The organism is Terrimonas ferruginea DSM 30193 (assembly GCF_000425585.1).
Classification (GTDB): domain Bacteria; phylum Bacteroidota; class Bacteroidia; order Chitinophagales; family Chitinophagaceae; genus Terrimonas; species Terrimonas ferruginea.
In genome coordinates this window covers 32413-53327 of record NZ_AUDS01000020.1, presented here as the reverse complement: position 1 = coordinate 53327, position 20915 = coordinate 32413, and the positions used below count along the sequence as shown (strand labels likewise).

Sequence of the window (20915 nt, the reverse complement as noted above, 5' to 3'; positions counted from 1 at the left end):
AACAACGTCTGGTATCATCATGAAAAAAATACGCACCGGCATCGCCTCCTTCGGCATGAGTGGTAAGATATTCCATGCCCCTTTCCTCCAGGCACACCCGGGATATGAACTGGCCGCTATCGTGGAACGACATAAAAACGATTCAAGAGAACTCTACCCCGACACTATTCTCTATCGTTCGGTGGAAGAGATGCTCGCCGATGAATCGCTGGAACTGATCATCGTCAACACGCCCGTGCAATTACACGTTGAACACACCCGCGCCGCTTTGCTCGCAGGCAAACACGTGGTCACCGAAAAACCATTTACCGTTACGCCCGGAGAAGCACGCGACCTTGATAATCTCGCTAAAGAAAAAGGCCTGGTGCTGAGTGTGTACCAGAACCGCCGCTACGACTGCGATTACCGCGCCGTAAAAAAAGTAATCGGGGAAAAATTATTGGGGAAAGTGGTGGAAGCCGAGATCCGTTACGATCGTTACCGCCCCGAAGCATCGGGCAAACAACACAAGGAAGGCGATCTTCCCGGATCAGGTACTTTGCATGATTTGGGTGCGCACCTGGCGGATCAGGCATTGCAGCTTTTTGGCCGTCCGGAAAAAGTATTTGCCGACCTCCGCACTTTACGCAGTGGCGTAAAGGCGAATGATTATTTTGAAATATTGCTGTATTATCCCGAACTCCGCGTGCGCCTGAAATCGACCATGCTCGCAAGAGAAACCTATCCCGCTTATATTATTCATGGTACCGAAGGCAGTTTCTTCCAGCAACGTTCCGACGTACAGGAAGAGTTGCTGGCCGCCGGGCAAAAACCTTCACTGGAAGATTGGGTGCCAGCTCCTTCCCAACCCGATGGATTGCTCCACACGCGCATCGGCAATGAGGTAGTGAGAAAAGAAACAACCTCCTCTCCCGGTAATTATATGGGCTACTACCAGGATCTCTATAAAACATTGCGTGAAAATGCGCCCAATGCAGTGCCAGCTGCTGAAGCCGTTCAGACAATGGAATTACTGGCCGCGGCGGAGCGGGCGGCGATGGAGGGGAAAGTTGTAAGTTTTAAGTAATAAGTCTTAAGTACCGTTCGTGTATACATGAAGCATGGTACAGGGAGCGCTATTGGCCTATACACTTATTGACGGTTGACTATTCACCATTCATTCTTTTTCTTTTTTTGACTTTTGAATTTTGAATTAGCATGAAAAGATTTTTCTATCTGTTTATCATCTTTCTATCCGCGTGCTCCAACAACCGTTACATTTCCCGCACGGCGGAAAAAGAAGTGTTGAATACAAACGCGTTGAAAACAGCGCATGTGGGCATTTCGATATATGACGCCGGCACCGGTCAATATATCTACGACCACCAGGGAGATAAATATTTTGTACCGGCCAGCAACACTAAGATCCCCACCTGTTATGTGGCGATGAAATACCTGGGCGATAGCCTCGATGGCCTGAAATATTCCCGCACAGGTGAAGGGTATCTTTTACAGGCAACCGGCGATCCCACGCTCCTGCACAGCGATTATAAAAATCAACCGGTATATAGTTTCCTCGAATCTATCATGACCGCCGACAGCGTGCGTTGGCTTACCAGCAATTGGTCGGAAAATGCGTTGGGTTCCGGATGGTCGTGGAACGATTATGATGAACCTTATATGGCGGAAAGAAGCCCTTTGCCTGCCTACGGAAACACCGTGCGTGTTTCGATGCCGGGAGAAAGTTTATCCGTTGCACCCGCATTCCTGAAAGACTCTTTTACTTTATCAAACGGAACACGTTCTTCTGTTAAAAGAGAATTGGCCGAGAATAAGTTCACCGTTGTCAGTGGCCGCGAAAAACTACGCGCTGCTGAAATTCCTTACGTAACGAGAGGTTATCACACGTCGCTCGACATATTGAATAATATGCTGAAACGAAAAGTTGCGATGCGCGCCGTTACCAATGAAAAAATGCCGGTATATAACGTGATTCATTCGCAGCCCGCCGATAGCATGCTGCGCCCGATGATGCACCGCAGTGATAATTTTTTTGCAGAGCAAAGCCTCCTGATGGTCAGCGACCGGTTGCTCGGTGTAATGAGTGATTACAGGGTGATCGATACCTTATTAAAATCGGCACTCAAAGATCTTCCGCAACCTCCACGCTGGGTCGATGGATCGGGACTTAGCCGTTACAATCTTTTCAGCCCGCGCGATTTTGTGACGATACTCGACCGCATGCGCAATGATTTCGGAATGGAACGCATCAAAGGCATTTTTGCGACCGGCGGACAGGGAACCATCAGCAGCTATTACAAACAGGACAGTGGTTATTTTTATGCAAAAACAGGAACCCTCTCCGGCGTTGTGGCGTTGAGTGGTTTTATGTACACACAAAAAGGTAAACAACTGATCTTCTCAGTAATTGTGAATAATCACCAGGCTTCTGCTACGGAAGTACGCAGGGCGGTAGAGAAATTTTTACAGGAAGTAAGACGGCGTTACTGATCAGCGGCCAAACATTTTTTCCAGTTGCTCCTGCCGGAACTCCAGGAATACCGGGTTGCCTTCCGGCGATGTATTGGCGATCTCACAGGTAAACAGATCATTGATGAGTTGACGCATTTCGCGCTCGGTTAACCGCGTGCCTCCCTTCACCGCCTGCTGCCGCGCCAGGGAGCGGATCAATTTTTCCCTGCGGGAAAATTTAAGCTCCGAACTGAAGTGTTTGTATTGCTCTATCAGCATATCTACTATATGCTTTTCATTGCCATGCCCAAGGTCGGCAGGCGATCCCTGTATCAGGAATGTATGTTTGCCAAACGGCTCCACGAGATAACCTAATTCCCGCAAATCGGGAATCAGTTCTTCCAATATCACCGCATCGGAGGGCGTCAGCTCCAGTGTTGCCGGGAACAGACTTTGCTGCATGGCGATCGGTGATGCGGCGCTGGCCTTCGTAAGTTGTTCGTATAAGATCCGCTCGTGCGCCGCTTGCTGATGGATCAGCAGAAACCCGCGCGCAGACGGGAACACGATATAGGTATTCTGGATTTGAAAGAGTTCCGCATCGTCCGCAATGCCCGCCGGCGCAGCGTGTAATGCTGCCGGTATTTCCTCCGGAAATTCTTTTTCTATCGGCTGCGGTACTTTCGGCGCTTCATAAAGATCTTTCCAGTGACGCAGTCCTTCCGAATTCTTTTCGATCAGGTGGGCCTGGTTCTTTTGCGTAAAGCCCTGGAACAACGATGTGGAAGAGGCCGAACTTTTTCTTTCATCGGTAAACGGCTGTTGAATAGATGACAATTGCTGAATGGAAGCATCGAGATCAAAGTCGAGTGCGGGAGTTACACTGTATTGTGCGAGCGCATGTTTAACGGCCGCCTGCACAAAAGCATATACAATTTTTTCGTCTTCAAACTTGATCTCCTGTTTGGTCGGATGCACGTTCACGTCCACCTGCGTGGGATCGAGATCGATGAACAATACATACATGGGAAAGCTGTCTGCCGGGATCATCTCCTGGTAAGCACTCATCAACGCATGATGCAGGTAACCGCTTTTGATAAACCGGTTGTTGACGAAAAAGTATTGATCTCCCCTGGTTTTTTTAGCTGTTTCCGGTTTGCCCGCAAAACCATAGATGTTCATGTAATCGGTATCTTCTTTTACCGTTACCATTTTGGTTTGATAGTTATTGCCGAGCAATTGTACGATGCGTTGTTTCAGACTGCCTGCTTCGAGGTGAAACAGTTGCTGCCCGTTGCTGGTAAGGGTAAAAAGAATATGGGGAAACGACATCGCCACACGCGTGAACTCATCCACGATGTGACGCATTTCGGCGGCATTGCTTTTCAAAAAATTTCTCCTGGCAGGTACGTTGAAGAACAGGTTCTTCATGGCGATGCTGGTGCCGGTGGCCGCGGCAACCGGTTCCTGGCGGCGCACAGTGCTATTGTCTACTTCGATGTAGGTACCGGATTCGTCCTGTTCTCTTTTTGTTTTGAGTTCCACCTGTGCCACGGCGGCGATGGAGGCGAGCGCTTCACCGCGGAAGCCCATCGTGCGGATATGAAAAAGGTCGTCGATGTTACGGATCTTGGAAGTAGCGTGCCGTTCGAAACACATGCGCGCGTCCGTTTCGCTCATGCCGGAGCCGTTGTCGATCACCTGCAGAAGGGCTTTGCCTGCATCCTGGATAATCAGTTTGATTTCGGTGGCACCCGCGTCCACCGCATTTTCCAATAACTCCTTCACAGCACTTGCCGGACGCTGAATCACTTCTCCCGCCGCAATCTGGTTCGCAATATTATCCGGTAATAAAACAATCTTATCCGCCACCGATGACAAAAATTTAAGCTACAAATGTAGGATAAACGCCCGCAAGCTGAAGCGGGCGCTTTGTTTTTTACCACTTCCCGCATCAATCCGCATCCCTGCTAACGCAATAAACACAACCACCCACGCGGCAAATGATGGGCAAACAGGTGAAAACTTAAGTCAGACAAGGGTTGCAGCGCAAGAGCGCCCGCAATTTCCGGCATAGATTTTTGGCATTTTTTAATGAATTGCAATCCCGATCAATGAGTTAAATGACCTATTTTTATTTTTTCCCCGCATTGGCTAAACAACACTTTTTTGACATGAGGATCAGCAAATTACTCGCAATTTTTTTTCTCGCACCCTTGTTTGCACAGGCACAGTACCACAGCCGTCTTTCCGAAGAAAAGTGGGTAGACAGTGTTTTTAAAAAACTCAGCAAGGATGAAAGGATTGCCCAATTGATGGTGATCCGCGCTCATTCCAATCTCGGTCCGGATCATGTGGCCAAAGTGGCGAATGATATTCAGAAATATAATGTCGGTGCCCTCTGTTTTTTCCAGGGTGGTCCGGTCCGGCAGGCCAACCTGACCAATTACTACCAGCAGATCGCCAAAACGCCGCTGATGGTGACCATCGATGGTGAATATGGCCTGGGTATGCGCCTCGACAGCGTAACCCGTTTTCCTTACCAACTCACACTCGGCGCCACATCCGATACCGGATTGGTCTACCGCATGGGGCTTGCAGTAGGAGAGCAACATAAACGTCTTGGTGTGCATGTGAACTATGCACCGGTTGTAGACATCAACAACAATCCCAATAACCCCGTGATCGGTTACCGTTCTTTCGGTGAAGACAAAGACAAGGTAACCGCACTCGGTATCGCGTACATGCGCGGTATGCAGGACGCGGGTATCATGGCTTGCGCCAAACACTTTCCCGGTCATGGTGATGTAGATGTGGACTCACACTTCGATCTGCCCGTTATAAAAAAAGTACGCAGTCAGTTGGATTCGCTGGAGCTGGTACCTTTCCGCGCGCTCATCAAAGCCGGTGTGGCCAGTGTGATGGTGGCGCATTTGTCTATTCCTTCGATTGATAACACACCGAACCGCGCAACCTCCATTTCCAAAAACAGTGTGACCGGTATTCTGCGTAACGACCTCGGATTCCAGGGACTGACATTTACCGATGCATTGGAAATGAAAGGCGTGGCAAAATATTTTCCCGGCGGCACCATCGCTGTTGAAGCGTTGATCGCTGGCAATGATATGCTGTGTCTTCCTGCCAGTGTGCCCGAATCCATCGATGCGATCAGGAAGGCCATCAAGGACAAAAAACTCACCTGGGACCAGATCGATGAAAAATGTAAAAAAGTACTGCGTGAAAAATATCGCCTGGGGCTCAACCAGGAGCAACGTGTGAGCCTGGAGAATCTTACAGAAGAACTCAATGCGAAAACGGATGCCATCCGCAAAGAAGCGGCACGCAAAACACTTACGTTGCTGAAGATGGTAAATCCAACAACTTTCCGCAACGATTATATGCAGCTGCCACTGAAAAAAACACAGAAGATCGCATACGTAGGAATCGGCACGTCGGAAATCAACGCCTTCGGCCAGCGTTTGAAAGATGACCTGGGTGCGGACACTTATTTCTTTAGCAATAAAGATGACCTGCCCAAAGGCGGCACCATCGTGAAAACCATCCAGGAAGGTAAATATGATGCGGTAGTAATCGGCATACACAATATCAATCTCGGCCGCTCCAACAATTTTGGCATCAGCGCCAATGCGATCAAGTTCTGGCAGCAACTCAACACCGACCGTTCTATTACGATGGTGTTTGGAAACGTACTATCCGTTGCCAATTTCTGCCAGGCCCATACACTGGTTGCCTGCCAGGAGAATGATGATATTTTTCAAAACAATGCCGCCGACTGGCTGCAGGGACAATTTGTAGCCGAAGGAAAACTTCCTGTACGTGTGTGCAACTGGAAATATGGCGACGGCATTCAACTGCAATTAGGAGAAACACATCTTTTCCCTGTTGGTGGCGAACGCTTCAAAGCAATCGACTCGATCGTGAATGACGGCATTGCCAAAAAAGCATTTCCCGGATGCGTGGTATTAGCCGCAAAAGACGGTGAGATCGTATACCACAAAGCATTTGGCACGCAGGAATATGAACCATCGCCTGCGGTACAGCTCGATGACATCTTCGATCTTGCTTCGGTGACCAAAATATCGGCGACCACGCTTTCAGTGATGAAACTTTACGAAGACGGCGATCTCGAATTAAAAAAAAAACTGAGTGATTACCTGTCCTGGGTAAAAAAAACGAATAAGGCCAAGTTGAAAATTGAGGACATCCTGCTGCACCAGGCAGGGTTGGTTTCCTTTATACAATTTTATAAGGAAACGATGGACAAGGCAACCGGCCGTCCCGATACCTCGATCTATGCCGCGTTGCCATCCGATCGCTTTCCTCTGCGCGTAGCCGAACACATGTATATTCGTGCCGACTGGCAGGACACCATCCGCAAACGTATATTGGACAGTCCGCTTGGCGACAAGAACAAATACGTTTACAGCGACAACGATTTTATTTTCCTGGGAAAAATTGTGGAGGCGATCAGCGGCAAGCCGCTGGATCAATATGTAAAGGAAAGCTTCTATGATAAAATGAACATGGTGACCACGGGTTATCATCCGCTGGACCGTTTCCCTCCCGCACGCATTATTCCGACAGAACGTGATGATTTTTTCCGGATGCAACTATTGCGTGGCGATGTACATGATGAAGGAGCGTCGATGTTTGGCGGCGTGGCCGGTCATGCGGGGCTTTTCTCCAGCGCATACGATTTGGGAAAAATGTATCAGATGATGTTGAATGGAGGCGAGTTAAATGGCCAGCGATTGCTGAAGCTGGAAACGATCCGCGAATTCACCGCCTATAAAAGTGATATCAGCCGTCGCGGTCTGGGATTCGACAAACCGGAAAAAGACAATGCCACCCGCAAAGATCCTTATCCATCGGTGCGCGTATCGCCGATGACCTTTGGCCATACCGGTTATACAGGCACTTGTGTGTGGGTGGATCCGCAGTATAATATTCTCTATATCTTTTTATCTAACCGTGTTTATCCAACGCGTAATAATTCAAAGTTGTCGAACCTGGGTGTAAGAGGGAAAGTTCAGGATGAGTTGTATCGGGTGCTGCTTGATTCCCCGGCAACGGGTCCGGGATTTGAGCCACAGGTGAAGTAGGCAATCAGTGAATCGTCAATCGTCAATAAAACAGTCATGGTGCCTGAGGCTCCATGGCTGTTTACTTATAACCTATTACTCTTCGCCCGAAACTTCGGGCAAGCTCAGAGCGACGCTTAAAACTTATAACGGCTGTTTAGCCTTCCTTCGGCGGCGTCTGTTTATTGTTATTATTATTGGGTCGCGATTGATTGCCACCTCCCTGGGCGCGCGGCGGGCGTTGACCTCTTTGTTGCGGCTGTTGCTGATTGCGCCCTCCTGATTTCTGCTGACCTTCGTTTGCCGGTTTCTGTTGTTGTCCGCCCTGTCCGCCGGAGCGACGTTGTTGTTGCTGCTGGTTGGGATTGGGGCGCTGCTGCCGGTTTTGCTGTGGGTTGTTTCCCTGTTGCTGCTTGCCCTCGCCGCCTTGTCTTTGCGGTGGACGGCTACCTTCTGAAGAAAGTCTTTGTCCGCCGCCCTGTTGTTTGGCTTTTTGCTAATGGCGGCGTTTACGATCGGCTTTCTCGAGGCTGCGCAGGCTGATTTGTCCCACTACATCTACGAACTCCGGTTCTACTTCTTTCGGTTTATTGGAAGTAACCTCTACTGTTTCGAGTTCTTCGGGGATGATGCCCTGCTGGTTTTGCGATTTGATCCGTTTTACGCTGTCGATAGCAAGCGGATATTGCGTGGTGCTTCCCTGGATGGAATACCACATAAGGTTTTTGAAAATATCTTTTTTAACGAGATAGGCCGTGCCTTTGGCTACCTGGATGGTATCGCAGTTGTTGGGGAAATGCTGCAAAGCATCGAGGTAGGTATCGAGTTCATAATTCAGACAACATTTCAGGCGGCCGCACTGACCGCTGAGTTTGGTCTGGTTGATGGACAGGTTTTGGTAGCGGGCCATGGTCGTGTTCACCGATTTGAAATCGGTGAGCCATGTGCTGCAGCAAAGTTCGCGGCCGCAACTGCCGATACCGCCTACTTTTCCGGCTTCCTGGCGTGCACCGATCTGGCGCATTTCCACTTTTACTTTAAACTCGGAGGCGTAAACTTTGATGAGTTCGCGGAAATCGACACGGCCGTCGGCGATGTAAAAGAAAGTTGCCTTGCGTCCGTCGGCCTGCATCTCTACCTGGCTGATCTTCATGTCCAGTTTGAGTTGTTTGGCGATGGCGCGGCTGCGGATCACGGCTTCCGGTTCACGGGCCTTGTTCTGTTTCATGAGATCCAGATCGCGGTCGGAGGCGTAACGAAGGACCTTTTTCATTTCAGGATTTTCCTCGCGGACGTTGCGTTTTTTCATCTGGAGGCGAACGATTTCGCCGGTCAGGGAAATTTCGCCGACGTCGAAACCGCTGACTCCTTCCACGGTGATGAGGTCGCCTTTTTCGAACTGCTGAAGGGTGGTATTACGGAAAAAATCCTTGCGTGTTCCTTTATTGAAGCTTACTTCGACGACTTTGCAATAGCTCTCCTGGTCTACCATGGGCATATTGCGCAACCAGTCGTAAGTGTTCATCCGGTTACAACCGCCTGTGCTGCAACCGCCGTTGCTTTTGCAACCTCCGGGTTTGCCCCCGGTAGCGGTTCCACAACTACTACATCCCATATCTTAAAAATAAAAATGCGTAAAAATATTGTTTGCAGGAAGTTGAAGAAGAAAAGTGGGGATGTAAATGTTGCACAACACCTGTGCATGCCGTGGGTCGGCAAGCATGGTATTATATATAGATCAGGTTAGTGCAACAATATTATCCTCACAGACCGGTCGGCACAAGTGTCATTTATCACGACCGGCGTAGCCGGTTCTTCAGCTTCCTATTCTATCAAAAATAAGGTTTTTTGGGGGAAACCGGACAGGTGGAGGGTTTAGCGGGTAAACGGCCGGGGGCAATCAGTGAATAGGTGAATAAGTCAATAAATGCTTTCCGCATTAACCTGTTCAGAGACTGACTTATTCACTTATAGCTCTTTTTGGCTTTTGACTTAATCCCCGCCGCATCCGCCGCAGGAACTTCCGCAACTGCTTCCGCAAGAAGAGCCACAGGAAGATCCGGAGTTATCTGATCCTGCAGTTCCAACACTGGATTGTTTCATCCGCTCTATTAGCGAGGTGAAACTTGTAGCCAAAACTGCCGCCCCAAATAGAAAATATTGCCATTGCCAGCTACTATCTACTGGTCTGGTTCGAATTTCCTGGCTTTTATATATTGAGGGAACTGTGAGCGTGGCCACCTGATTGGTCAGGCGGAGCAGAAATACAATGCTGATAACAATCAGACCGAAGGTGAGCATGGTTATTACAACAACAGGTTTTTCGCGCAGGGTGCCGGTAACTACCCTGGTAAATGATAACAGAATAAGGGTTGATAAGGCTGCGAAATTGAAATAAAAAAGCCGGCCAAATCTCCTTGATTTGATAAAGTATTTACGAAAGGCCTCCATTGACCCGGCGATATTTGAAAAAACGGGCTTAAAAAGCAGGGCCCGCATCAGATTGGGATAGTGTGTGCTTTCATCAGGGGATAGCAGGGAGGTTATCTGCCGTTGTTCCTGGCTAAGGGTTTGCTCATTGTCGGATAGCTGTACGGAGTAATGATTTTTGACGAGCACCTTTCCTTTGTCTACCAGTTCACTGACGGCTCCATGTACAACATTGGACAAATCCCGTGTCTTCAGATAAATCAGTTCGAATGGATAGAGGTCAAAAACGAAGGACGACCGATCGAAGCCGGATACCATTTTCTTAAGTATTGCTCTGTTATAAAATTCAAGCAGCAATAAAACAGTTAGGGAGAAGAACAGCAAACCATACACAAAATCCGGGTTAGGTATTTTTATATAGAATGGTTGTAATAAAAAATAAGCGGGTATGGTAAGTCCGATCAATGCCAATATGCCGATTACCAGAAACGCTCTGATCTTCAATTTAGCTTTGGGAAGATGGAGGCTTTCGAACATACCGTTGTAAGCCCAGATATTTACTGGTTGGGGACCAAATGTTTCCTCGTAAAGTTGGGCGGTGCGTTCTTTAGCCTGTTGAAATTTTTGAAACTCTTCCCTGTTGCGTGTGGAAGGCACGTGTTGGATTTGTTTACCGAGTACTTCGCAAAAATCATGATAGGATTTTGTGAAGACGAGGTGCTGATGCCATACTTCATCAACGATACCGGAGGGCGATACCAACGTATCGGAGGTAGCGGCCAGGTACATGAACTTTTTATACTCGAGAATGGCCTGTTCGGTGAATGATCTTGTCCAGTAATTTTCGGCGGCGAGGCGGATAGAAAAACTATATTCTCCCGGAGGATCATCGAGGTCGAAAGCGAGTATATCGTTCCAGCGATTTTGGTTCATGCTGCGTAAAAATAAATGGATGGCGGCGCAAAAACAAACCCCGCGGTCGGCGGGGTTTGGGATTTGTTTGGGAAAAATTATAATACCCCGGCTTCGCGTTCATCAACCTGCACTGCCCAAATCGGGTATAAATTGATGTCTCCTTCGATTTCGTTAAACATATCTAATAATTTCCGGGCATACCGTGTATTATTTTTACGATAATCGCCGAGTACACGCTTTCCTACGATTTCCTGGCTAAAATATTGCAAGGCGTAAATGCAGTTGATATAATTTTCAAAAGAGCTATTAATAAGATCAGTATGATCCGGACAGATGGAAACAATCCTATTACTATTTTCTGTATCAATACAAAATTGATCTCTGATATCATTTTTACCAAACTCAATTAACCCTTTGCCAATATCTCTCAGCTGACCTGATGTAGCAACATATGGCAGCTCCCTCGAGTTGCTATAAACGCCCTTGGTTGCCAAAAGCTCGCGCAGTGGTTGGCTTAACATTAAAAATTCAGCTGTGTTAGTGAACTTCACGAACTTCTCCCGGCCTAAAAAATCTATTTTACTTTCCAATGTTATGTTATTCATGTTACTATTCAAAAGCTTAGCAAATTCTCCAGCCCTCCCGGCCTGGTTGTCACTCCTTTCAAAAGCTGCTGGTTCATGGGGTGGTGAATGGTTCACGTAAAAATAAGGAATGGAGGAGAAAAACTACCCCGCACAGTGCGGGATTAGCCAGTAAAGTTTATTTTCCCGTATAAAAAGTTCGACGAGGAGCACCGTCTTAAACTCTTTCTTTTGCTCCCCTGGCCGTGCTCTGCTATTGGATAATATCGAACTGTGAAACTGCTGAGTAACAGCGATAAGGAGATACTACTCGTACTCTTTCGGAGAGACCATGTTGATCAATACCCATTTGTCTGACGATAATCGATATACCATTCTACGAACTGACTGAACGTTTGTTTTTCACTCTTTATCTCTGGTGTAGAGTATCTATCGCCTTCGAAGATGTAGGTCACGGGGTCATCACCACCGCCAAAATAAAAAAAGAAAAATTGCTCTCCACCATACAAACTGCAGAAGGCCCAATAGTCTGCAGACACCTCGAGTTCTGTTTTGGCTAGATGTGCTTTCGCACCTTGTTGCAACTGTTTCCAGTCTTCACCAGCCACAGCATGCTCCAACGGAATTTTTTTACCGCCTTCCTTTTCGAATTGCTCAATCTCAGATTCCGAGATTCCTTCACTAACACGCCCGTCAATAAGACCAGTTATAACCAGCGGCCCCGCCGTTACAATACCGCCGATTATGTATACTTTCTCCCATATCGCCAGAAATTCCCGGCCACCCTCTGTTTTCGCCAGTTCTTCTTTCAAACGCTGAATGATGCCCCGGTCTCACAACGTCCATTATGTCTGCCCACTCCTGAGGCGGATTATAAAAGTATAATTAACCTGAAAGACACCACGAGCAAAGGCGAGTATACGGATCAGTGATTCTAGTTCACACAGCCTGAAAGACGCTAATGTCGGGCAAAAACAAACCCCGCGGTGAGCGGGGTTGGGGCAAAATATTACAACGTTCCAATCTCACGTTCATGAACTTGGATATACCATAAAGGGAAACTCCTGATATCTCCCTCTATCACATTAAATAATTCCAGTAACTTTCTTGCGTATTTTTTAGCATTCGTATCATAATCACCAAACACATCTTCACCTTCGATCTCTTCAGAAAAGTATCGCATTGCATAAAGGCATTCAATATAATTTTTGAGATTACTATTTACAACTGTTACTTCACCGTCTTGAGGATTGAATACGACAAGCCGTTCATTATTGTTTAAATCAATGCATAATTTACGTCCAATCCGATTCGATGCCAGCTCAATAATTTTTGGGGATACAGATTGTAACGTACCGGTAGCTGTAAAATACGGATAAGCCATCTTATCACTGTAAAAACCTGTTTCTTGCAAGAACATTTTAAGCTCACTACTTATATCTGCAAATGCATGACAATTCGTGAAACGAACAAAGTTTTCTCTTTCTATATAATTTATTTTTTGCTCGAAGTTCATACTAGTATTTTTCCTCTTCCAAAGCGCAGCGCGAGCATTTACAGAAGCCATTCTTATTATTCCTAACTCATCGCCTTTTTCCCGGTCAAATAAAGCTATGAGATTGATTTGCTTTCGCACAAAAGATGTTAATTGTTTGCTGGCACCAGTGGCCATCAACCTCACGGAAAGCAAGCATTAACACCCCGTCAATAAGTCGCACAGCAGCCTGTGTAAGGGAGTAGAGTTATAATTAATTTAAGCCTCATAATTCTTAAGGGCTCTTATGACTTCGAACAACGACCTATTAATAGCCATTGGTCTTACGATAGTCGATTGTATCGTTAATAAAATCGCTAAAAGAGTTATTCACCTGCTGAATATTTCCATCATCATAACGATAAACCGGGGGGTTTTCTCCTTCATCAAAATAATAAAACAGAAATTGTTCCGGCTCATAACTCGAAAACACCCAGAATGCATTGTTCAATTTTATCTCTTTTTCGGAGAGCTCCTCCTGCGCGATCTCCATCATTTCTTTCCATTCGCCATCGACAACAGCATTATCAGACGCTGCCAGCATATTGGCTACCCTACCACCGATATAGAGAAATTCTTTATAGGCTTGCGGAAATGTTAGCCCTACCTGCATTTCCAAATCTCTAATCTCTGCTTCTGTCATGCCCTCATTATAAATATTGGATATCGTATTTGTGGTCTGCATTTTTTGAAGATACTTTATATTCATTTTTGTTATTTTAGGCGTTTCAAATATTTATTTAATGCTTCCGTCCCCGGAACGTCATACCACATACCCAAAATATTTTGAGTTCGTGGGCTAAAAACTTTGACCTCTGCTTTATACATCTCTTGTCTAAGCAAAATCTGCTCTTGGCATTTTCGACAGGGTTTAAAGATACTTTCGATCTCAATTTGCATTTTGGCAATAGACATATTTTTCGTCGCCATATATTCATCTAACATAATCAACATTTTATGCTCGGAATCAAAAACGCGATTAAGGTTATTATCCCAAAAGTCCGGTTTCATTGACTTTAGTTCTTCTATCTTCCCGGGCGAAAGTTGAATGCCATTTGTAATGTAGTTTTTTTCGCTATTATTGGCTATAAAGTTCAGGTTGTCGATGGTGCCGTCTTCGAAAACAACCCTGACGCGCATTGCGGCAATATTCTTCGCCCTTCTTCTCCGCATTCCCGCCAATTCTAACAATCTTTTATTGCCCAGCTTATAATGCGATATCCTTGCCCGCCAAATTGCATCAAGTATTTTATTATCGATCCTTTTCCTGACACTAGGCTTCTTCGAAAGCTTATCCAAATAGTTCCGCAGGCTCTCGAATTTTTTTGGAAGATTACGGATGGTTTTTATAATCGTCACTACCGACTCAATAAACAGAATTAAACGAACTGTATCTTCCCCTGCATTATATGCAACCTCGTACTCCGTCTTATTCTGATTATAGCGACTTACAAAATCCCTATACCCTTTTTTAATCTGATCTACAATCTTGCCTGGATCATTTAGATATTCCTTGATAAGTTTTCCAATGGTTCTCTTGATTATGAACCTTTCCGTTTCGTTCGTAAGCGCGAATAATAAAGCCACTATATCCACAATGGATGCAATCATCTCTACTATTTCGTTAATAACACCGGATATGTAAGCATAGGCAAGCTTTATATAGTGTATCGCCTTTTTTAATCCATCGACTAAAGAATCCAGTACATTAAATATTTCACGACAAAACTTATTAATTGGTTCAAGTATAGAAGCGGCTATTTTACCTAATAAACCCAAATGTTCACGACACCATTTACTTGCTGAATCGACCTTTTCCAGAAACGAGTCTGAATTTTCTTTGAATGAATCCCAATTTTTAGTTACAAACTCAAGAAGTTTCACATCTGCGCCCGGTTCGTAAGCTGGATGATCAGGGTTCCAATGATTTTCAGAAATTTTAAATCCCCTGATCAGTTCAGCAGCCTCTTGCAGGATAAGCACAGCTATCTGATATAGTAAGCCAATTCTTTCTTCGGAGGAAATGGTTATATCGATTGCCTTACTCAGTCTCTCTTTATCTATTTTTACCCCCCGACGACCCTCCTTCTCTATTATTGTAGTCAAAAACACCTCTTTCCATTCCTTTCCTTTGTCTGGAGTATTAAATGTTGTATATAATTCATCAGTCATTTTGACGAAACAAACAGGATCCGGAACATCTTCTGTCTCATAATAAATACTGATATCTACTTTCTCATCATAGGCACTACCTTTCTGATAAGAAATTAATTTATCCTTCGAGTAGCTGACAGCCAATTGTACACCTTCGCCAGATTCGAAATGGTATATCCATTTAGGAGTTGGATCGTTTTGAAAAAAGCCTTGCCACATCTGCTTTTGAAAAGTCAATTTGTCAGATACATCAAAAATGCTTTCTGACAACGGGGAGTCTACTTTTGTTAACATTCGTTCTCCTAAAAACATTTCCGGCATCTGCGGAAATTTATTTGCCATGTCTCTTTATTATTTTCTTGAAAAAAAAGGAGCCGCCTTACAGCGGCTCCCATAATCTGCTGTTGATAGCTTACTCCGTAGGAAGATCTTCCGCCACGCCCAGGCGCGCAGTTGATTGCGAAATCCCCGTTTCTTCATCATCACCACATGCACAAGGCAATCCATCCACATCAAGCGCGATACCTCCTGCCTGGATCACTGTCAGTGAAGTTGGCACACGGCTTTCCCAGCTTTCTTCTATTTCATATTCAGGATTACGCAACTCTTCGATCACAGAAAGATATAGTTCATCACCAATCACCGGCGGCTGGCTGCCATTCCATACCTGGCCGGTAGCCATGTAGTGCATCACCGCTTCCTCAAATCCGGGACGAACCGTGGCAATCACCCTCGCCATGCCACTCTGCAGAAACGAGCGGAACAATGCATCATCTACTTCTTGTTGGTAGAGACTCTGCCAGTTATTCTTACCAGCCCAATAGAACGGGTAAAGCGTATAGCTGATCTCATTCCATTCAAAAGCCTGTTCGATGAATTTTACCAGGCTGCTGTATTGATCCAGATCGGCGTTGTCCAGTGGCTTTTTATTGATCACACCTTCGCCACTGTACAACTCCTTACCCAGGTTATTGTGACCTACCAGGTAAGTGATGCAGTTTTTACGCAACACCGTGTTTTCGATCTGGCGGAAGAAGCCGGGATTCACTTTTGCAGACTGGCTATTCGCTGCCAATGCGTCTTCATATTCCAACCGCTTCTGGTTATAAGCTTTCAGAATGGCGTCGAAGGTTTCCTGTTTCCATTTGTTGATCAATTCTTCCGTGGCTTCAAGACGCACCGTTACCGCAATGTTGAACGTGTGATAGTTTTCACAGAAATAACTCAATGGCAATTGGCCTTTGTAATTGTCAAGCTCCAGGTATACGTTGTCGTCTTTGCGGATCGAGTAGCGCTGCTCATCGTACCAGTGACTGATGTTACCAACGTTCACGCCGAACGAGTGCATCTGTTTGGTATCACCATCATATTTTGCATACAATTTCACGTTGGCTCTTTTGGCTACATATCCCTCAGGTATTTGCAGATCAGCAGATCCATCGGTCAGCTCGTGATCACCAAACTTGGCACCGGAGAACGATTTGCCGATCGTCTTCAGTTTTTCTACGCATGGCTCCACTTCCGCATTGTAAGCTGCAGCCCAGTATTTGTAGTTAAACTCGGTGATTTCGTTGAACGTCGCGATGCGGTTAACGCCGGCTTCTTCAGATCGCGGATCGACAGGCCTTGTCAACATCACGCCAGGATTTGCTCCGGGAATATTCCTCAATGCTTCGAGGTGAAAGACCGCCGGTTGCGGAATCATGAACTCGTACATCAGTCGCTTGCCGTAGTTGCGGATACTGTTCTTGAAGATCTTATCCACCCAGCGGTATACACCGGAAACGTGGTTGTCGCCTTCGCGGTTGTCGAATCCATGTTTGTTCTGCTCTTCGTATTCTTCTACCACTTTCGTTATACGCTCTTCCCGAACCCGCTGAACTACACGTTCCAGCGCACGCTCCGTCACATCCTTCGCATAGCTGATCGCCTGTGAATTGGATTGCTGCTGCGAGTTGTTTTGTGCGTAACCTGCGGCCATGCTGATGGAAGCGCTCGGATAGTTAGCAGAAAAGTTGGTATTGGTCTGGGTATTCGAGTCTTTGTTGATGATGCTCGCCACTTCCTGCTGCATATCGTACCTGCTGGTACTGGTGGTATCGGTAAGTTGCTCCTTTTCTTTTTCCGTTTCCGTTGTGGTTGTTTCTTCGGAACTGCGGAAGCGGCGCGTACTTTTTTCTTTGTATTCACGGGCCATGATGTTCTCGATATGCGATACTTCACCGGGTACATAGCAGCATACCGTTTGCTCTACTTTCCGGTAATCGGCAATACCGAGTTGTTTGATGCCGAATCCTGTGGGAACATACACGTTCACATTCCCCGGACCGGCTGCGTTGCCTTCATCCACATTCATCACACCGGTGGCCCCACCTTCCAGTTGCAATACAGTGGAGAAGATGATACGCAAACCATTGCTTAACGTCACTTCCCCATCGATTGAAAAGGCAAGCACACCATCCGGAACGGTGAGACCATCGGGATACAGTTCAAGTACAAGTGTACTGCCGAGTGCCTCGCTGTTAAAGGCTGACAACTGCACCGGTTCCGACACACCCTCAAAAGAGGAAGAATAACGCGCATCCAGGGCGGCAGGATTGTTATACCCGGTGTGAATGGCGAGATACACTTTGTATTTTGTTCCGCTTATCTGTTCGAGCTGGATGCTGTAACTGTGAACCGGCGCAGTCGGTGGCAATTCGTCATCTACCGGAATCAGTATGTCCCCGATCGTCATCACCGGGCGAACGGGATTACTACCTGTGAATACCGTATCGGTTTCCTGGCGGAGCGATCCGGCGAGATCTTCCAGTACTGCATCGAATGACGCGGGATAGGTCAGATTGAGTTCGTCAATTATCTGGCGTGAACGATCAGATAATGTTGCTGCAACGCCGGAGGTCAACTGGTCAGAGGGCGTAAATGAAAAAGCAGGCAAATCCAATCCATCATAATAAGGTTTTCCTGTTTCCTCGTCAATGACGGGTACAGCGGTCTTCATGGCCCCTTCCAGTTCGGCATCATGAATCTGGCGTTGTGCTTCGTAGCTTTTACGGTTAGCACGTTCCCAGGTTTTCTTCGCCTGTTCAATCTCCTTTACGGCATTCGCGATATCGCTGACCTTAGCTTTCGCTTTTACCACTCCGATCTTTTCATTTAATCTTTCGTACACGGTTCCGGTAGCAATGCCGGGAAATCCTGTTCTTCCTTCCTCGTCTTCTTCCTCTTCTTCTGCGGGAACCGGGCCGGTAGCAAGACCAAAGAAGTTTTTGGGGATGACTACCTGCGCGCCAGCCGATTTATGCTGCTGTGTATCGCCATCATTTGACACAAACCTGTCAACTACTAGCAGGCTGATTAGTGAATCACGGATTGACGGATTCTGACCAGTAATTATCTGGTAGAAAATATTATCCCAAACAATAATCGCCTTTGCGTACGAAAAAAGATAATCGTGAGCAACGAGATAATATTCCGGACAATTGCTGATATACCCGGGTACTGTTGCTAATTTCTGCTGGTTAGCCATAAACCATCGGTTGAGAACAAACATATCATTCCCGACCAGTGACATGAGTCCTTCATCATCGATTATGGGTGTAAATGTTCCGGCCAGCGTTAACTGCGATTGCCGTTGAGTTCTTCGTTGGTCAGAGGGAGCCGACATCAAAGTTTTGAAATGGCCTTCGGTGTCTGGTGCCGGATGCTGGATAAATTGATTGAGATCCTTGAACTTCTCCGGTCCCCGCATTGTGACAAACCGGAAAAGTGTGTTTGTGTTTGTTGACATGTTTGTTTTTGTTTTTATAAATGAAAAAAGATGGTTGGCACCGGCTCGTGCGGGCATAGGATTCCTGGTCCCGCTCGGCAGGTTATTTTTTTATTCTTTTAAGGAAATGGGTTGCTTAGCGGCTGATCAGGTATCCGGCCATCAGTCCGGTTACAATCAGGGAAGACACGGCCACCAGTTTTGTTTTGCGTCGCTGTTTCTTCAAGTCCTTCGTCAGTTGTTTGTCTATGTGAAGCAAAGCTTCCTGTTGCTGCCAACTCTGATCAAAAGATGCGCGCAAGGATGCATAAGCAGACTGATGAACGGCGATGAGCGTATCTTTTATGTTCAGCAATGTGTCCTGCTGGTGAATGACCTGGCGGAACAAACTATCCGACTCATTGACAACAGCGATGAAAGTATCAGCCACATTACTGACCACTACTTCTTTGAGTGTTTTATACAGTTCCTGTTTTTGCGAGGTGGTTTGTTCCAGCTTGCTTTTTGTGGCAGCCAGGTTCAGCGCTGCCTTGTTTTCTTCTGTATGCACAGCGGCTATCCTTTTATTGAATGCAGCTTCGTTTTTCTCAACAGCTTTACGGATATCGTTCACCTTTGGGTAAACAGGTGACTGGTTGCAGGTAAAGAGATAGCCTGTTGCCGCGCCCGCCATCAATCCTCCGGCCAGCAAGAGTGTGTATTTATTGATTTTCATCTTTTTCGTTTTTTATGGTTTTACGTTCTATCGAATAACCGAAGCAGCCTGTTCCGATCATGGTGGCGAATGTGTAGAACATGTACTCCGGCATGTGGAGGTGGAAAAACTGTTCTGCCGCCCAGCTCACGGTAACCACGAGCAGGAACAAAGCAGTGGCAAATTCGCGGAGGCTGAAGTTGCCGTTCTTGTCTTTGAATAATTGTTGTAAAAAAGCTTTCATAGCGGTAGGTAGTTAAAGATTGATTAATCGGGATTAAGTACAGGTTCATAAGTTGCCAGCCATTTCATTACGTCGAACGAAGGGCAGGCCTTGATCACACCGGGCAGATCGCGGTGCCCGAGAATAACGGCCGAAGGATAGCGTTCCGAAAGGCTGATCAGCATATTGAACAAGGTCTGTTTTTGTTCATCGGTGCGGTTGTCAGCCGGTTTGTTGGTCGCATCCACCCCACCGATATAGGAAACGTGAACAGCATGCTCGTTGTAGCCTTTGGCGCCATTGGCCACGCGGCTTTCGGGTTGCAGCATCACCACCTCTCCATTGCGTTTGATGATGTAGTGGTAGCCGGGATTCTTCCATCCGAGTTTGGTCTGCCAGTAATTTTGAATGCTGGAAATCTGCGTGTGAGGAGGCGTGGCCGTGCAATGCACCACGATGTATCTGATATCTCTTTTCATGCTGTTTTGTTTAGTTGTATTCGTCGTTGATTACAACACAAACATACTATCGCACAGAGGGGTCGTTGTCCGGTTTGAGCAGGTTTGGGTAACTATGTGTAGTTAAAAGAATAAATGCGTAGAAACAGGAGGTTTCGGACACAAAAAAACCGCCGGGTGGCGGTTATGACTGACGTTATGGGAGATTATTTAAAGCCGGCAATCCGGTAAAATTCCTTCTCTAGTTTGGAAACCTCTTCTTCTGTTACCGTGACTTCTTTGGCCCTATTTTTAAGCACGTGTTGCACGAATTCTTCCTCGATTTTGAAGTTGGGATACTTCTCCAGATAATTGATAAAATATTTCGGCCATAGCCATTCGCCATCAGTATAAATGGATATCAGGCCAATCATTTCTTCATCGACATCTTCCGCTCCGCCCATTAAGGGTACGCACAATTCTCCTCTTTTTAGATAGGCTAATACATCGTCTTTATTCGGATTAATATCTTTCTCTTTGAAATAATAAGATCTTTTCTGAGCAAACGGGTCTTTTGCATGTTCTGCTATAAATCCAACGAATTTCATTAGTACTATGGTTT

16 protein-coding genes are annotated in these 20915 nt (G+C 46.3%); 3 read left to right on the top strand and 13 right to left on the bottom strand.

What is annotated here, in order from left to right:
- Positions 1 to 19: 19 nt before the first annotated feature.
- Complete coding sequence (locus H608_RS0107950) at positions 20 to 1066, top strand: Gfo/Idh/MocA family oxidoreductase (protein WP_028787211.1); 1047 nt, start codon at positions 20 to 22, stop codon at positions 1064 to 1066.
- Positions 1067 to 1197: 131 nt separating this feature from the next.
- A complete protein-coding gene (locus tag H608_RS0107945) occupies positions 1198 to 2490 on the top strand; it encodes a D-alanyl-D-alanine carboxypeptidase/D-alanyl-D-alanine-endopeptidase (RefSeq protein WP_028787210.1) in 1293 nt (430 codons plus the stop codon).
- Here H608_RS0107945 and mutL read toward each other — a convergent pair whose 3' ends face one another.
- Entirely contained in the window at positions 2491 to 4323 is a 1833-nt protein-coding gene (gene mutL, locus H608_RS0107940; RefSeq protein WP_028787209.1) for a DNA mismatch repair endonuclease MutL, read from the bottom strand.
- A gap of 302 nt (positions 4324 to 4625) precedes the next feature.
- Here mutL and H608_RS21670 point away from each other — a divergent pair, with 302 nt between their 5' ends.
- Positions 4626 to 7574, top strand: coding sequence for a serine hydrolase domain-containing protein (locus H608_RS21670; protein ID WP_051268135.1), 2949 nt, complete (start codon positions 4626 to 4628; stop codon positions 7572 to 7574).
- A 475-nt stretch (positions 7575 to 8049) separates the two neighbouring features.
- On the opposite strand, the gene H608_RS21665 is transcribed toward H608_RS21670, so the two are convergent.
- The 12 genes from H608_RS21665 to H608_RS21650 form a co-directional block, all read right to left on the bottom strand.
- On the bottom strand, positions 8050 to 9168 hold the full coding sequence (locus tag H608_RS21665; protein WP_245565736.1) for a PSP1 domain-containing protein: 1119 nt from the start codon (positions 9166 to 9168) through the stop codon (positions 8050 to 8052).
- A 377-nt stretch (positions 9169 to 9545) separates the two neighbouring features.
- Positions 9546 to 10916, bottom strand: coding sequence for a glycine-rich domain-containing protein (locus H608_RS23520; RefSeq protein ID WP_051268128.1), 1371 nt, complete (start codon positions 10914 to 10916; stop codon positions 9546 to 9548).
- Between the two features lie 77 nt (positions 10917 to 10993).
- On the bottom strand, positions 10994 to 11599 hold the full coding sequence (locus H608_RS0107920; protein WP_038007738.1) for a hypothetical protein: 606 nt from the start codon (positions 11597 to 11599) through the stop codon (positions 10994 to 10996).
- Between the two features lie 221 nt (positions 11600 to 11820).
- Positions 11821 to 12294 carry a hypothetical protein gene (locus H608_RS0107915; protein WP_028787207.1) on the bottom strand — a complete coding sequence of 158 codons (474 nt, stop codon included), beginning with the start codon at positions 12292 to 12294 and terminating at the stop codon, positions 11821 to 11823.
- Positions 12295 to 12491: 197 nt separating this feature from the next.
- Positions 12492 to 13118, bottom strand: coding sequence for a hypothetical protein (locus tag H608_RS0107910; protein WP_155990091.1), 627 nt, complete (start codon positions 13116 to 13118; stop codon positions 12492 to 12494).
- Between the two features lie 166 nt (positions 13119 to 13284).
- Positions 13285 to 13701, bottom strand: a complete 417-nt coding sequence (locus H608_RS0107905) for an SMI1/KNR4 family protein (protein WP_281169174.1) — start codon at positions 13699 to 13701, stop codon at positions 13285 to 13287.
- 29 nt (positions 13702 to 13730) lie between these two features.
- Positions 13731 to 15512 (bottom strand): hypothetical protein, encoded by a 1782-nt coding sequence (locus H608_RS0107900; RefSeq protein WP_028787204.1) that lies wholly within the window; start codon positions 15510 to 15512, stop codon positions 13731 to 13733.
- 70 nt (positions 15513 to 15582) lie between these two features.
- Positions 15583 to 18960: a hypothetical protein gene (locus H608_RS23515; RefSeq protein WP_155990090.1), complete on the bottom strand. Its 3378-nt coding sequence runs from the start codon at positions 18958 to 18960 to the stop codon at positions 15583 to 15585.
- 115 nt (positions 18961 to 19075) lie between these two features.
- Entirely contained in the window at positions 19076 to 19654 is a 579-nt protein-coding gene (locus H608_RS0107890; protein ID WP_028787203.1) for a hypothetical protein, read from the bottom strand.
- Complete coding sequence (locus H608_RS0107885; protein WP_028787202.1) at positions 19641 to 19877, bottom strand: hypothetical protein; 237 nt, start codon at positions 19875 to 19877, stop codon at positions 19641 to 19643. Before H608_RS0107885 ends, H608_RS0107890 begins: the two co-directional genes overlap by 14 nt.
- Positions 19878 to 19900: 23 nt before the next feature.
- Positions 19901 to 20335, bottom strand: a complete 435-nt coding sequence (locus H608_RS0107880) for an N-acetylmuramoyl-L-alanine amidase (protein WP_028787201.1) — start codon at positions 20333 to 20335, stop codon at positions 19901 to 19903.
- Between the two features lie 185 nt (positions 20336 to 20520).
- Positions 20521 to 20901 (bottom strand): hypothetical protein, encoded by a 381-nt coding sequence (locus tag H608_RS21650; RefSeq protein WP_038007735.1) that lies wholly within the window; start codon positions 20899 to 20901, stop codon positions 20521 to 20523.
- Between the last annotated feature and the right edge of the window lie 14 nt (positions 20902 to 20915).

What these genes read in the sequence shown, in the direction of transcription:
- H608_RS0107950 (WP_028787211.1), top strand. Translation starts at nt 20, where the DNA reads ATGAAAAAAATACGCACCGGCATCGCCTCCTTCGGCATGAGTGGTAAG.
- H608_RS0107945 (WP_028787210.1), top strand. Translation starts at nt 1,198, where the DNA reads ATGAAAAGATTTTTCTATCTGTTTATCATCTTTCTATCCGCGTGCTCC.
- H608_RS21670 (WP_051268135.1), top strand. Translation starts at nt 4,626, where the DNA reads ATGAGGATCAGCAAATTACTCGCAATTTTTTTTCTCGCACCCTTGTTT.
- H608_RS21665 (WP_245565736.1), bottom strand. Translation starts at nt 9,168, where the DNA reads ATGGGATGTAGTAGTTGTGGAACCGCTACCGGGGGCAAACCCGGAGGT.
- H608_RS23520 (WP_051268128.1), bottom strand. Translation starts at nt 10,916, where the DNA reads ATGAACCAAAATCGCTGGAACGATATACTCGCTTTCGACCTCGATGAT.
- H608_RS0107905 (WP_281169174.1), bottom strand. Translation starts at nt 13,701, where the DNA reads ATGCAGACCACAAATACGATATCCAATATTTATAATGAGGGCATGACA.
- H608_RS0107900 (WP_028787204.1), bottom strand. Translation starts at nt 15,512, where the DNA reads ATGGCAAATAAATTTCCGCAGATGCCGGAAATGTTTTTAGGAGAACGA.
- H608_RS23515 (WP_155990090.1), bottom strand. Translation starts at nt 18,960, where the DNA reads ATGTCAACAAACACAAACACACTTTTCCGGTTTGTCACAATGCGGGGA.
- H608_RS0107890 (WP_028787203.1), bottom strand. Translation starts at nt 19,654, where the DNA reads ATGAAAATCAATAAATACACACTCTTGCTGGCCGGAGGATTGATGGCG.
- H608_RS0107885 (WP_028787202.1), bottom strand. Translation starts at nt 19,877, where the DNA reads ATGAAAGCTTTTTTACAACAATTATTCAAAGACAAGAACGGCAACTTC.
- H608_RS0107880 (WP_028787201.1), bottom strand. Translation starts at nt 20,335, where the DNA reads ATGAAAAGAGATATCAGATACATCGTGGTGCATTGCACGGCCACGCCT.
- H608_RS21650 (WP_038007735.1), bottom strand. Translation starts at nt 20,901, where the DNA reads ATGAAATTCGTTGGATTTATAGCAGAACATGCAAAAGACCCGTTTGCT.